Source organism: Octadecabacter sp. B2R22 (assembly GCF_018861045.1).
In the GTDB taxonomy this organism is placed as follows: Bacteria; Pseudomonadota; Alphaproteobacteria; order Rhodobacterales; family Rhodobacteraceae; genus Octadecabacter.
In genome coordinates this window covers 649,282-661,798 of sequence record NZ_JAHKQJ010000010.1, presented here as the reverse complement: position 1 = coordinate 661,798, position 12,517 = coordinate 649,282, and the positions used below count along the sequence as shown (strand labels likewise).

Genomic DNA, 12,517 nt, shown 5'->3' with positions numbered 1-12,517 from the left:
AGCGTCGCCTGATGACAGGGCCATGACACTTGACGTTTGCCTAAATGGGCGGCACTTCGGAGCCATGTTGATCTATAAAATACTGACCGCCGAGCAATGGGCCGAACTGGACCAATCTGGAACCTTCCAAGGTGCGCCGATTGATCTGGCCGATGGCTACATCCACACCTCAGCCGCCGATCAGGCCCAAGAGACCGCGGACAAGCATTTCGCAGGCGCCCAAGGACTGATGCTGGCCGCGCTGGACGCCGCAACCTTTGGTGATGATCTGGTCTGGGAAGTGTCGCGCGGCGGCGCTGAATTTCCCCACATCTACAACCGCCCCATGCAGCGCCATGAGGTTATCTGGGCCCGCCCGATGCCGCTTGTGAATGGCAAACACAGCTTGGATTTCTCATGAAAGCACTCGAACAAATCGGGCTGCGCGCCCTTCGTGCCTTTGACCCTGAAACCGCCCATGGCCTTGCGCTCAAGGCGCTTAACACGGGGCTTGGCCCACACGGCGGCGCTGTGACAGCTGATCGATTGCGCTGCACGGTCGCGGGGCTCGATCTGCCCAACCCCGTCGGTCTGGCCGCTGGCTTTGACAAAAACGCCACCGCTTTGGCCGCCCTTGGGCGCACCGGTTTTGGCTTTCTTGAGGTCGGGGCCGCGACGCCGCTGCCGCAAGAGGGCAACCCGCGCCCGCGCCTGTTCCGCCTGACCGAAGACGAAGCCGCGATCAACCGGTTCGGGTTTAACAATCAGGGGATGGAGCCGATTGCAAAACGCTTGGCGGCTCGCCCGGCCGGGCGCATCGTGGGCCTCAACCTCGGGGCGAACAAAACCAGCGAAGACCGCGCGGCGGATTTCGCCAAAGTGCTGACCCATTGCGGCCCGCATGTGGATTTCGCGACCGTCAACGTCTCCTCCCCCAACACCGAAAAGCTGCGCGACCTGCAAGGCAAAGACGCGCTTGCGGCGTTGCTGGCGGGGGTCATGGCGGCCAACACAACGGGCATCCCGATCTTCCTCAAAATCGCGCCGGACTTGACCGACGCGGATTTGGCGGACGTTGCAGAGGTGGCCAACACCTCAGGTATTTCCGCCGTCATCACCACAAACACGACCCTGTCCCGCGACGGTTTAATCAACGCCCATAAAAGCGAAGGCGGCGGACTGTCTGGTCAACCTTTGTTTGAGAAATCAACGCGTATATTGGCAAAGCTCAGCACCCTAACGGACGTTCCTTTGATCGGCGTTGGTGGCATCGGTTCTGCCGAACAGGCATACGCCAAAATCCGTGCCGGCGCCTCAGCTGTGCAGTTCTACACCGCTCTGGTTTATGGCGGCATCTCACTGGCGGGCGACATCGCGCAAGGGCTGGATGACCTTTTGGCGCGTGATGGATTCGCCAATGTCGCAGACGCGGTGGGCACTGCAAAAGAGGAGTGGTTGTCATGATCCTTTGGCACAACCCACGCTGCACCAAATCCCGCGAGACATTGAAGCTGCTGCAAGACGCAGGTCATCAACCTGCCGTGCGCCTATATCTGAAAGAAGCGCCAAGCGCGGCTGAAATCATCGCCGTGCGCAACGCCCTTGGCGTGACGGCAGACGCGATGATGCGCAAAGGTGAAAAACTGTTTAAGGAACTGGGCCTGGGTGCAGCGGATGAGGACGCCCTGATCGCCGCCATGGTCGCCAACCCGATCCTCATCGAACGGCCCATTTTGATTACCGACGACAAGGCTGCGATTGGTCGCCCGCCCGAATCCGTTCTGGGGATTATTTAATCCGTTCCGATCGAGCTTTCCAAGGCAGGGTATTTCCACGCCAGCGTCCCCCCGCGCGCCGCAAAGCTGATCAGCAACGCAATCCACAACCCGTGGCTTTCAAACAATGGCATCAAGGCGAGCGCTGCCGCGAAATAGATCACCGTCGACAGCGCCATCATATTACGCATGTCACGGGTGCGGGTCGCGCCGATGAAAATACCATCCATCATAAACGGTGCCGCTGAAATCAGCGGCGTCAGCGCCATGAAAAACAAAAATTCGCGTGCAACAAGACGCACGTCAGGGGCCGTTGTCATCCAGTCGATGATCTGCCCACCAAACATCCCGAACATCGCGGCCAAGGCAACGCCGGTGCCAAAACACCAGATGGACACCATCACAGACGCGCGCCGAAACACCGCCCGTCGACCGGCCCCCATCGCCTGCCCGACCAAGGTTTCAGCCGCAAAGGCAAAGCCATCCATGGCGTAGGCCGTCAGCGTCAGGAATTGGAGCAAAATATGCGTCGCGGCCAATCGCACATCCCCGTAGCGGGCTGCGAAAAACAGAAACGACATGAAGATCGCTTGCAAGAATAGGGATCGGATCAAGATATCCGCATTTACGGACGCAAAGCGGCGCAGCTTTGCTGGATCAAGCAGACGCGCACGGTCCTGCCACGGGGCACCCTGAAACGCCGCTCGACAATACCACAGGCCCAACCCGCAGCCTGCGATCTCGGCGATAACGGTGGCAACGGCCACCCCCTCTACACCCCAGCCCCAGCCCAGCACGAACAGCAGGTCCAAGCCGATGTTCACACCATTCATTACTAGCTGAATGACCAGCACATCGCGGGTGCGTTCAGCGGCGACCAACCAGCCTGTGATCGCATAGGTCGCGATCAGGAACGGAGCCGACCAAACACGGACACTCATGTACATACGCGCGAGGTTCTCGACCTCACCACTCGCGGGGGACAGCCAAAATCCAAACGAAAACAACGGCCATTGCAACGCGAAAATCGCCAAACCACCCAAAGCCGCAATTGCTAGGGCGCGGATCAGAATGGTCGCGTTTTCAACCGCATCCCCTGCCCCAATCGCTTGGGCGGCAAACCCCGTCGTGCCCATGCGCAAGAACCCGAAGATCCAATAAAACCCCGTCAGGATCAGCGCGCCAATCCCCACGGCAGCGATTGGGGCGGCTTCGCCCATTTGGCCGACGACGCCCGTATCCACCAACCCGAGGATCGGAACCGTCACATTGGCCAGCACGACCGGCACCGCAATATTGAGAATACGGCGATGGGTCAGAGATTGGGGCTGCTCAGTCATCTATAGAGGGCATCAAGAAGTGCCCCGTCGCTTGAGCAAAAAGGCGTGTCCGGTTGTCTTGCCAAGCTTCGACATGAACGCTGGCGTAGCGGCGACCAGATCTGTTTACTGTCGCGCGGGCATAAGCATCGCGTGGCAATCCTGTCCGGAGGTAATCAACGGTAAAGTCGATCGTTTTTGGCAGGCGCAAACCGGTGACGTCTTCACCTGCTTCCATCCTGTTCCACATCATCGCCCAACTGAGTTCGACAATCGCGGTGGTTTCCAAGAAGGCCGCGGTTGCGCCACCATGCAAGGCAGGCAGCATCGGGTTGCCGATCAGCATGTCTTGATAGGGCATTACACCGGTCAACTCGTCGCCCCGACGATCAAACCGAAAGCCCATGAATTGGATGTAAGGAACACCCTCCAGCAAAGATTGTAAGGCCGCATCGCGGCGTTGCTTGACGGCTTGAACAGGTTCTGGGCGTTTCATCACTCGGCCGCCTTTGCAGTCTGTATTGTGAAAGCGCCTGTTGCTGTCGCCACGGGGCGGCTCTCGTCTGCGTCTGTTGCGGTCACCCGCACAAAGGCCACCGAGCGCGTCACGTGATAGCACTCGGCAATGGCCGAGATCATGTCCCCCGGTTTTGCTGGGCGCATGTAATCAATTCGCAAATCCAGTGTCGCCGTCCCGATGGGTTGGCTTTCATGAACCATGACAGCCGCACCGGCACAGGTATCCATTAACGCAGACACCGCGCCGCCAGCGATAACACCCGTTTCTGGGTCACCGACAAGGCGGTCATCGTAGGGCATTGTGATCGTTGCGCGCCCGTCTCCGATTTCGGTCAGGGTCATCCCTAGCGTACGGGAATAAGGAATCGCGCCAATGAACTGGGTCGCGATTTTTGTTTGGCGTTCATTGCTCATGAGCCTTTTGAACCCCGCCTTGCCTTACGACACAAGGGCGAAATCAATGTCACTATGCATTCTTCGGCAGAGCGCGTGCAAATCGTTGCCCTGCCAGCAAGGTCGTCGTATGATTGACGTACTAAAGGAGCACCCGATGACAGAGCCCCGTCTGACGTTCAAAGAAATGTGTGCAAAGTTTGACGTGACCCCGCGCACGTTGCGCTATTATGAATACATCGAACTGCTGTCGCCTGAACGCGAGGGACGGTCACGATTTTACGGGGCTAAGGAGCTTGCGCGGATGACGCTGATCATGCGGGGGCGAAAGTTTGGCTTTCCTTTGGAAGACATCCGTCAATGGCTGATGATCTACGAACATGAAGGAAACGAAGCGCAAATGCGAACATGGTGTGAGCTGGCTGACCGCCAATTGGTAGAGTTACGTGAGCAACGCGAACAACTAGATGACACGATCAACGAGCTGATGAAATTGCGCGAAGAAACCAGCAAAACTTTTGTATAACTCGAGCGAGAATCAATGTTCCTCCAGTTCGGATGACAAAGATGTCTTGCGTTACTCTTGGCTAGCTGTTTGCGCTAACGAAAGTGACGTAGGGTAACAAACTTGCCCCCGACCGCGGTGCGCGCACCTCAAGAATACAAATAGAGCCACACCACGGCACAGGTTTTTTCCTGTATTTGCAATGCGCTAAACTCAAGGTTGCACAATCACTTACATCTGAAGAATGCATTTCCATCTGGTTGAAGATCGGTTTTTCTTGTCCATAACCACATATTAACGGGGCTTAGGGGGAATTCCCCCACCTTCTTCCCTCTTAGGAAACCTCTTTGGGTTGTACAAAAGTACTTAACCTTTCGTCAGGTGAACTCATGACGCGGCGTTACGTTTACGTTCGCGTCAATATTGATTGTATGGTGGGGTGAATACCCCCATGTCGCGGCAGACGCGCCGCAATAAGGGAAACGAGATGTTAGAAGATACTATGACCATTCGTCAGATGTGTGATGAATTCGATGTAACGCCACGAACGCTTCGGTTCTACGAAGCCAAGGAATTGTTGTTTCCTGTCCGTGAAGGCCAGAAGCGACTGTATTCCAAACGCGATCGTGCACGTTTGAAGCTGATCATGCGCGGCAAGCGTTTTGGGTTCAGCCTCGAAGAAATTCGTCAACTTCTTGATCTGTACTACATGGACGACACACAAGAAACACAGCTGCGCGAAACCTATCTGTTGGCCCAAAAACACCTCGCCGACATGGAAGCACAGCGCTCTGAACTGGTCGAGGCCATTGAAGAGCTGAAAACACAAATGGATTGGGGAGCCGCTCGGCTTGCTAAACTAGACCAACCTCAGAAGTTGACGGGCTGACGCCCCTCTTCTGAGGACACCAAGGGAGGAAACCACCACTATGCCTATCTACAATGCGCCTACCAAGGACATGCAATTCATTCTGCACAACGTGCTGAATGTGTCAGAGCAAGACATCCCAGGCTATGAGGATCTTGATCGCGATTTCACCAGCGCTGTTCTGGAAGAAGCCGGCAAAGTGGCAAAAGAGGTTCTCTTGCCTCTTAACGAAGTGGGCGACACAGCAGGCTGTGTTCTTGAAAACGGCGTTGTTCGCACACCCAAAGGTTTCCTTGAAGCGTTCCAACAGATGAAAGACGGCGGCTGGACCGCCATGGACTGTGATCCTGAATATGGCGGCCAAGGCCTGCCCTATATCATGCACACAGCGGCCCAAGAAATGCTGGTCAGCGCCAATATGGCGTTCCAGATGTATCAAGGTCTGACACATGGGGCCTATAGCGCCATCCATGTGCATGGCTCGGACGAACAAAAAGCAAAATTCCTGCCGAAAATGGTGACCTGTGAATGGACGGGCACCATGAACCTGACCGAACCTCACTGCGGGACTGATCTGGGCCTGATGCGCACCAAAGCTGACCCCCAAGAGGATGGCAGCTACAAGATTTCCGGCACGAAGATTTTCATCTCGGCCGGCGACCACGACATGGCCGACAATATCATCCACCTTGTTCTGGCGAAAATCCCGGGTGGCCCTGATGGCATCAAAGGCGTCAGCCTGTTCATCGTGCCAAAGTTCATCGTCAACGACGACGGTTCTTTGGGTGATCGCAACGGCGTTGAAGTCGGCAAGATCGAAGAAAAAATGGGCATTCACGGCAATGCGACCTGTGTGATGAACTACGACAACGCCGAAGGGTATCTCATCGGTGAGATGCACAAAGGTATGCGCGCGATGTTCGTAATGATGAACGAAGCACGGATGGGCGTTGGCCTTCAGGGCTACGCACAGGCCGAGATCGCCTATCAAAACGCGGTTTCCTACGCGAACGACCGCCTTCAAGGGCGCGCCGTGACAGGTGTTGAGAATCCTGACGGCCCTGCTGATCCGCTGATCGTTCACCCAGATATCCGCCGCAACCTGATGGATCAAAAGTCCTTCGTCGAAGGCGCACGTGCGCTGACCTATTGGGGAACCACCCTGATCGATCGGGCTAACAAACTAGATGACGAAGCCGCCGAAGGTCTGATTTCCCTGATGACACCTGTCATCAAAGGCTTCCTGACCGACAAAGGGTTCGAATACGCAGTCGCAGCCCAGCAAGTTTGGGGTGGCCACGGCTATATTGAGGAATCCGGCATGTCCCAATATGCCCGCGATGCCCGTATCGCGATGATCTATGAAGGCGCTAACGGCGTTCAGGCGCTTGACCTTGTGGGCCGTAAATTGGCGCAAGATGGTGGCAAACACGTAATGGCCTTCTTTGCCATGATCAAAGACTACATCAGCGAAAACAAAGGCAATGAGGCCTTTGATCGTGACTTCCTTGAGCCGCTGAAAGCAGCCTCCAAGGATCTGCAAGCCGCAGGCATGTATTTCATGCAGAACGGTATGAAGAACCCGAACGACGCGTTGGCTGGGTCTTATGACTTCATGCACATGATGGGTCACGTTTGTTTTGGTCTGATGTGGGCACGGATGGCGAAGGCCTCCATGGATGCACTGGCTGCTGGCGACACGGACACAGAATTCCACGAGTCCAAGATCGCAACGGGCCGCTACTACATGGCACGCCAACTGCTTGCGACCGCTATGCACCTTGCACGGATCAACACTGGATCCGAAACGGTGATGGCATTGGACGCCGCGAGCTTCTAAGCTTTGAGGGGGGCGGGTTAAATCCGCCCCTTTCAATTCCTATATTAGAGGTCTCATGCCCAAACGCTTTCGCCTAACCCGCCGTTTTCCCTGTGCCATGACCGAAGACGGTTATCGCCGCCTGAAACGCTTCGCCAAAGAAGCAGGACTGGATGAGGGAGAGGCCTTATCGTTTCTGTTTGAGAACTTTGATTCCGTCATCGACGAAGACACATTCGGCCACCGTTTGCGTCTGTTTAATTCCGAGCTGGAGGCGCGCAAAAAATGAGAACGTTATGGATAGCATTCATCTTTGTCGCACACTCAACTGCGGCGCTTTTCGCGCAATCCCTTGAGGATAGCGACCAACGCCAGATCGCAGGTTTGGCAGCCATGTTTGACGCCGCTTTTGAAGCGAACGACATGGCCGCCGTTATCGGTTTTATGCCAGAGCCAATTATCGCTTACATCGCCGAACAGGGTGGTTTGCGGCCTTTGACGCTAAGACATATGTTGGTCCAGCAAACACAAGAGATGATGGAGACCGTCGAGGTTGAACATTTCAACATGGATGTGGACGCGATGGAAACCGCCGTCACTCCAACGGGGCGGGCCTATGCGCTTGTGCCAACGACCTCGACCATTTCTATGAACGGCCAACGTTTTGAGACCATGACAAAGACCCTCTTTTTTGAGGACCAAGGCAACTGGTTTCTTCTGAGGATCGAAAACGCATCCCAGATCCACATTCTCAACGCCGTTTACCCAGACTTTGCGTCCGTCTCTTTACTGTAACACCGCCACGCCCCTGACCTTCAAAGGATAACACCATGATTAAGCTACATTGCTTCGGAGAAAGCGGGCATTCTTACAAAGCCGCGCTAACGCTTGAACTGACGGAAAGCGAATGGGAACCCGTCTATATCGATTTCTTCAATGGTGAGACCCGCACACCAGAGTTTCGCGAACTGAACGTCATGGGCGAAGCGCCCGTGATGGAAGACGGTGATCTGGTGCTAACGCAGTCCGCTGTGATCCAGGATTACATCTCCTCAAAAACGGGTAAACTGGGTGGCCGTTCCGCCGCCGAACGTCGTGATGTCCTGCGCTGGATGTTCTTTGACAACAGCAAGGTCAGCGCAATTGCCGGACCGCTGCGGTTTCTGATGAATTTCCTGCCAGAAGAAAAGCGCAACGCTGATGTGATCGCGTTCCAAACCGCGCGGCTTCTTGGTGCGCTCAAGATCATGGAAACCCAATTGGAAGAGACACCCTACCTGACGGGCGATAGCCTCACCATCGCTGACATCGCTTGTGTGGGCTACCTGTTTTACCCCGAACCATTCGGGTTCGACCGTAACGATTTCCCACACATCGACGCTTGGATGACCCGTATTGAGGGCACCAAGGGTTGGAAACACCCCTACGATCTGATGCCGGGTTCGCCGGCAGATCGCGCTTAAGGAGAGACCATGACCGAAGCATATATCTACGACGCAATCCGCACACCACGCGGCAAAGGCCGCAAGGACGGTTCTTTGCATGAGGTGACATCTGCGAAGCTATCCGCAGGCGTGTTGAACGCTTTGAAAGAGCGCAACAACCTGACCGGCCACGCTGTTGAGGACGTGATTTGGGGTAACGTGACCCAAGTCAAAGAGGCCGGTGGTTGTTTGGCCCGTACTGCCGTTCTGGCGTCTGAGCTTGACCAGTCGATCCCCGGTCTTGCGATCAACCGGTTCTGTGCCTCGGGCATGGAAGCCGTAAACCTTGCCGCCAACCAAGTTCGCGGCGGCGCGGGCGAAGCCTACATCGCTGGTGGTGTTGAAATGATGGGCCGCGTGCCGATGGGGAGCGATGGCGCTGCGATTGCCGTTGACCCCTCTATCGCCATGGAAACTTATTTTGTCCCACAGGGCATCTCAGCCGACATCATCGCGACGGAATACGGGTTCTCTCGTGACGACGCCGACCAACTGGCCGTTGCGTCCCAACAGCGTGCGGATGCGGCGTGGAAAGACAACCGTTTTGCCAGATCCATCGTACCCGTCAAAGACCAGAACGGCCTGACCATTCTGGACACCGACGAATACATGCGCCCACAAACGGACATGCAGTCTTTGGGCGCGTTGAATGCCGCGTTTGAGGCCATGGGCACAACGATGCCGGGCTTTGATAAGGTCGCATTGATGAAATACCCGCACCTTGAGGCGATCAACCACATCCACACAGCGGGCAACAGTTCCGGCATCGTGGATGGTGCGGCTGGCGTTCTGATCGGGTCCAAAGAATACGGCGAGAAGATGGGCCTGAAACCCCGCGCGCGTATCCGCCAGACAGCCAAAATCGGGACAGATCCAACGATCATGCTGACAGGGCCTGTTCCTGTCACTCATAAGATCCTTGCTGACAGCGGCATGAGCATTGGTGACATCGATTTGTTCGAAGTCAACGAAGCCTTCTCATCTGTTGTTTTGCGCTTCATGCAAGCGTTCAACGTGGACCACTCCAAGGTCAACGTAAACGGTGGATCGATTGCGATGGGCCACCCGCTCGGGGCGACCGGCGCAATCATCATCGGCACACTGCTGGACGAACTGGAACGCTCTGACAAAGAAGTCGGCCTTGCGACGTTGTGCATAGCATCCGGCATGGGTGCAGCAACCATCATCGAGCGGGTGTAAGCGACATGCAGTTGCACGCGGAAGCCTTAACAATCGCTCAAAGAGCCCTCGACGAGACTGGCGCTGCCATCATGTCAGGGGAATTTGCTGCTATTAAAAAGACTTTCACGCTTCCGGCGTTATTCGGAACCTTTGAAGGCGAGGTCATGATTGAAACGGTCGAAGACCTCGCTGCGCGGTTTGCCAGCGTACGTGCCCATCATCGCTCACTTGGTGTGACGCAAATCGTACGCAATATCATTGAGTGTGACTGGCACGACGAAGAGACCATTCACACGATGTATCAAAGCCGACTGATGTCCGGAAACATCTTGGTGCAAGCGCCTTACAACACCCTGACCAATCTCAAAATAATCGGTGGCGATTGGAAATGTAGCTCCATGCTCATCACTATCCCCGATTCAGAAAAACACAATGAGGCCGTACTTCACGGTCCTCAATTGGGAGACGACACATGACCGACTTTATTATGAAAACAGACGCCGACGGCGTCGCCACGATCACATGGGACACCGTTGGTAAGTCCATGAACGTGATGAACCAGCAGGGGTTCATGGACCTTGACGGCCTGATCGATCAGGCACTGGCCGATGATGCCGTTAAAGGCGTGATCATCACATCCGGCAAGGAAGGGTCCTTTGCTGGGGGCATGGACCTCAACATCATCGCGAAGATGAAAGAAAGCGCGGGCGATAATCCAGCACAGGGTCTGATGGAAGGCCTGATGGCAAGCCACGCGATCCTTCGTAAGATTGAGCGCGCGGGTATGGACCCAAAAACCAACAAGGGCGGTAAGCCGATTGCTTGCGCCATGCAGGGCACAGGTCTTGGCATCGGGTTTGAAATCCCGCTGTCGTGTCACCGCATTTTTGTGGCCGACAATCCAAAGGCGAAGATCGGCCTGCCAGAAATTATGGTTGGCATTTTCCCTGGCATGGGCGGCACCACGCGCCTTGTGCGCAAGATGGGCGCGATGGCGGCGTCGCCTTACCTTCTCGAAGGCAAATTACTGGACCCGAGCAAAGCCAAATCTGCCGGCTTGGTAGATGAGGTCGTGCCAGCTGATGAACTGCTGGCAGCCGCCAAAGCATGGGTTCTCTCCGAGCCAAAGATCGTTAAGCCATGGGATGAAAAGGGCTACAAAATGCCCGGCGGTGAACCGTATCACCCTGCAGGTTTCATGACCTATGTTGGCGCATCCGCAATGATCAACGGCAAGACCCAGGGCGTCTACCCTGCCGCCAAGGCGCTGCTCTCGGCGGCTTATGAGGGAGCGATGGTGCCTTTTGACACGGCCATCAAGATCGAAGCGCGTTGGTTTACCAATGTCCTCATGAACCCAAGCTCCGAGGCGATGATCCGCAGCTTGTTCATCAACAAAGAAGCATTGGAAAAGGGTGCGAACCGTCCTGATGTTGCTGACCAGACCGTTAAGAAAGTCGGTGTGCTGGGCGCGGGCATGATGGGCGCTGGCATCAGCCTTGTGTCTGCTTTAGCAGGCATCGAGGTCGTTTTAATTGACCGCGATCAAGACGCGGCCGACAAGGGTAAATCCTACACCACAGCCTATATGGACAAAGGGATTTCCCGTAAGAAAGCGACCGAAGAGAAGAAAGAAAAGGTTCTCAGCCTGATCAATGCCACGACCGATCTGAACGCGTTGAAAGACTGTGATCTAATCGTTGAGGCGGTGTTTGAAGACGTTGGTGTTAAGGCGGAGATGACCAAGAAGGTTGAAGCGATCATCGGTGACGATGCGATCTTTGCGACCAACACATCCACCCTGCCGATCACTGAACTGGCCAAAGCATCCGTGCGTCCAGATCAGTTCATCGGTATCCACTTCTTCTCCCCTGTCGACAAAATGCTGCTGGTGGAAATCATCCGCGGTAAAGAAACCGGCGATGTGGCTGTTGCGAAATCCCTCGATTTCGTGCGCCAGATCCGCAAGACACCGATTGTTGTAAACGACGAACGTTTCTTCTACGCAAACCGCTGCATCCTGCCCTACGTCAATGAGGGCGTGCGCATGCTGCAAGAGGGCGTCGCCCCTGCCTTGATCGAAAATGCCGCCAAACTGGTTGGTATGCCGCTGGGTCCGCTGCAATTGACCGATGAAACCTCAATCGATCTCGGCGTAAAGATCGCCAAGGCAACGAAGGCCGCCATGGGTGATGCATACGATGACAGTGCTGATGAGCTGATCTTCTGGATGGCCGATGAGGGCCGCTTGGGTCGCAAGTCCAACGCAGGTTTCTATGACTACAACGAAAAGGGCCGCCGCGAAGGACTATGGTCCGGGTTGGGCGAACGCTACGCGCTGGCCGACGAGCAGCCAGAGCTTATCGAGGTGCAGCACCGTTTATTGTTCTCTCAAGTTCTCGAAGCGGTTCGTGCGCTGGAAGAAGGCGTGTTGATGGACATCCGCGAAGGCGATGTTGGGGCGATCCTTGGCTGGGGCTTTGCGCCGTGGTCCGGTGGTCCGTTCAGCTGGCTCGACATTCTGGGCGCGCCTTATGCGGCGGATCGCTGTGACCAGATGACCGAAAAGTTCGGTCCGCGTTTCACCTGTCCGACCCTGCTGCGTGAAATGGCCGACAAGGGCCAGTCGTTCTACGGACGGTTCGGCACAGGCGTTGACAGCAAAGCAGCCTAA

General features: G+C 55.7%; 15 protein-coding genes. 12 read left to right on the top strand and 3 right to left on the bottom strand.

The features are described 5' to 3' along the window. Positions 1–64 precede the first annotated feature (64 nt). Genes KO486_RS16150 through arsC form a run of 3 tightly spaced genes read left to right on the top strand, consistent with a single transcriptional unit; the run spans position 65 to position 1,775 of the window. The gene (locus KO486_RS16150; protein ID WP_216038300.1) at positions 65–400 is read left to right on the top strand and encodes a DUF952 domain-containing protein; all 336 of its coding nucleotides are present in this window, start codon (positions 65–67) and stop codon (positions 398–400) included. Beyond that, positions 397–1,443 carry a quinone-dependent dihydroorotate dehydrogenase gene (locus KO486_RS16145; protein WP_216038299.1) on the top strand — a complete coding sequence of 349 codons (1,047 nt, stop codon included), beginning with the start codon at positions 397–399 and terminating at the stop codon, positions 1,441–1,443. The genes KO486_RS16150 and KO486_RS16145 overlap by 4 nt, the downstream gene beginning before the upstream one ends. Continuing rightward, on the top strand, positions 1,440–1,775 hold the full coding sequence (gene arsC / locus KO486_RS16140; protein WP_216038298.1) for an arsenate reductase (glutaredoxin): 336 nt from the start codon (positions 1,440–1,442) through the stop codon (positions 1,773–1,775). The genes KO486_RS16145 and arsC overlap by 4 nt, the downstream gene beginning before the upstream one ends. Here the strand turns inward: arsC and KO486_RS16135 are convergent. The 3 genes from KO486_RS16135 to KO486_RS16125 are packed head-to-tail and all read right to left on the bottom strand — an operon-like array spanning position 1,772 to position 4,006. Beyond that, on the bottom strand, positions 1,772–3,094 hold the full coding sequence (locus KO486_RS16135; RefSeq protein WP_216038297.1) for an MATE family efflux transporter: 1,323 nt from the start codon (positions 3,092–3,094) through the stop codon (positions 1,772–1,774). The two genes, arsC and KO486_RS16135, sit on opposite strands and share 4 nt — an antisense overlap. Next, positions 3,087–3,569 (bottom strand): PaaI family thioesterase, encoded by a 483-nt coding sequence (locus KO486_RS16130; RefSeq protein WP_216038296.1) that lies wholly within the window; start codon positions 3,567–3,569, stop codon positions 3,087–3,089. The genes KO486_RS16135 and KO486_RS16130 overlap by 8 nt, the downstream gene beginning before the upstream one ends. After that, the gene (locus KO486_RS16125) at positions 3,569–4,006 is read right to left on the bottom strand and encodes a PaaI family thioesterase (protein ID WP_216038295.1); all 438 of its coding nucleotides are present in this window, start codon (positions 4,004–4,006) and stop codon (positions 3,569–3,571) included. Before KO486_RS16125 ends, KO486_RS16130 begins: the two co-directional genes overlap by 1 nt. Before the next feature lie 136 nt (positions 4,007–4,142). On the opposite strand from KO486_RS16125, the gene KO486_RS16120 reads away from it, so the two are divergent. From KO486_RS16120 to KO486_RS16080, 9 genes are all read left to right on the top strand, one after another. Then, positions 4,143–4,511 (top strand): MerR family DNA-binding transcriptional regulator, encoded by a 369-nt coding sequence (locus tag KO486_RS16120; protein ID WP_216038294.1) that lies wholly within the window; start codon positions 4,143–4,145, stop codon positions 4,509–4,511. A 466-nt stretch (positions 4,512–4,977) separates the two neighbouring features. Beyond that, positions 4,978–5,379 (top strand): MerR family DNA-binding transcriptional regulator, encoded by a 402-nt coding sequence (locus KO486_RS16115; protein ID WP_216038293.1) that lies wholly within the window; start codon positions 4,978–4,980, stop codon positions 5,377–5,379. A gap of 40 nt (positions 5,380–5,419) precedes the next feature. Then, positions 5,420–7,198 (top strand): acyl-CoA dehydrogenase C-terminal domain-containing protein, encoded by a 1,779-nt coding sequence (locus KO486_RS16110; RefSeq protein WP_216038292.1) that lies wholly within the window; start codon positions 5,420–5,422, stop codon positions 7,196–7,198. 55 nt (positions 7,199–7,253) lie between these two features. Then, a complete protein-coding gene (locus KO486_RS16105; protein WP_216038291.1) occupies positions 7,254–7,466 on the top strand; it encodes a hypothetical protein in 213 nt (70 codons plus the stop codon). Continuing rightward, entirely contained in the window at positions 7,463–7,972 is a 510-nt protein-coding gene (locus tag KO486_RS16100) for a hypothetical protein (RefSeq protein ID WP_216038290.1), read from the top strand. Before KO486_RS16105 ends, KO486_RS16100 begins: the two co-directional genes overlap by 4 nt. A 35-nt stretch (positions 7,973–8,007) precedes the next feature. Then, on the top strand, positions 8,008–8,640 hold the full coding sequence (locus KO486_RS16095; RefSeq protein WP_216038289.1) for a glutathione S-transferase family protein: 633 nt from the start codon (positions 8,008–8,010) through the stop codon (positions 8,638–8,640). Positions 8,641–8,649: 9 nt separating this feature from the next. Then, a complete protein-coding gene (locus KO486_RS16090) occupies positions 8,650–9,861 on the top strand; it encodes an acetyl-CoA C-acetyltransferase (protein ID WP_216038288.1) in 1,212 nt (403 codons plus the stop codon). Positions 9,862–9,866: 5 nt separating this feature from the next. Beyond that, positions 9,867–10,319: a hypothetical protein gene (locus KO486_RS16085; RefSeq protein WP_216038287.1), complete on the top strand. Its 453-nt coding sequence runs from the start codon at positions 9,867–9,869 to the stop codon at positions 10,317–10,319. Next, the gene (locus KO486_RS16080; RefSeq protein WP_216038286.1) at positions 10,316–12,517 is read left to right on the top strand and encodes a 3-hydroxyacyl-CoA dehydrogenase NAD-binding domain-containing protein; all 2,202 of its coding nucleotides are present in this window, start codon (positions 10,316–10,318) and stop codon (positions 12,515–12,517) included. Before KO486_RS16085 ends, KO486_RS16080 begins: the two co-directional genes overlap by 4 nt.

Excerpts from the sequence above, each read along its gene's own strand:
- KO486_RS16150 (WP_216038300.1), top strand. The coding sequence starts at position 65 with ATGTTGATCTATAAAATACTGACCGCCGAGCAATGGGCCGAACTGGAC.
- KO486_RS16145 (WP_216038299.1), top strand. The coding sequence starts at position 397 with ATGAAAGCACTCGAACAAATCGGGCTGCGCGCCCTTCGTGCCTTTGAC.
- arsC (WP_216038298.1), top strand. The coding sequence starts at position 1,440 with ATGATCCTTTGGCACAACCCACGCTGCACCAAATCCCGCGAGACATTG.
- KO486_RS16135 (WP_216038297.1), bottom strand. The coding sequence starts at position 3,094 with ATGACTGAGCAGCCCCAATCTCTGACCCATCGCCGTATTCTCAATATT.
- KO486_RS16130 (WP_216038296.1), bottom strand. The coding sequence starts at position 3,569 with ATGAAACGCCCAGAACCTGTTCAAGCCGTCAAGCAACGCCGCGATGCG.
- KO486_RS16125 (WP_216038295.1), bottom strand. The coding sequence starts at position 4,006 with ATGAGCAATGAACGCCAAACAAAAATCGCGACCCAGTTCATTGGCGCG.
- KO486_RS16120 (WP_216038294.1), top strand. The coding sequence starts at position 4,143 with ATGACAGAGCCCCGTCTGACGTTCAAAGAAATGTGTGCAAAGTTTGAC.
- KO486_RS16115 (WP_216038293.1), top strand. The coding sequence starts at position 4,978 with ATGTTAGAAGATACTATGACCATTCGTCAGATGTGTGATGAATTCGAT.
- KO486_RS16110 (WP_216038292.1), top strand. The coding sequence starts at position 5,420 with ATGCCTATCTACAATGCGCCTACCAAGGACATGCAATTCATTCTGCAC.
- KO486_RS16105 (WP_216038291.1), top strand. The coding sequence starts at position 7,254 with ATGCCCAAACGCTTTCGCCTAACCCGCCGTTTTCCCTGTGCCATGACC.
- KO486_RS16100 (WP_216038290.1), top strand. The coding sequence starts at position 7,463 with ATGAGAACGTTATGGATAGCATTCATCTTTGTCGCACACTCAACTGCG.
- KO486_RS16095 (WP_216038289.1), top strand. The coding sequence starts at position 8,008 with ATGATTAAGCTACATTGCTTCGGAGAAAGCGGGCATTCTTACAAAGCC.
- KO486_RS16090 (WP_216038288.1), top strand. The coding sequence starts at position 8,650 with ATGACCGAAGCATATATCTACGACGCAATCCGCACACCACGCGGCAAA.
- KO486_RS16085 (WP_216038287.1), top strand. The coding sequence starts at position 9,867 with ATGCAGTTGCACGCGGAAGCCTTAACAATCGCTCAAAGAGCCCTCGAC.
- KO486_RS16080 (WP_216038286.1), top strand. The coding sequence starts at position 10,316 with ATGACCGACTTTATTATGAAAACAGACGCCGACGGCGTCGCCACGATC.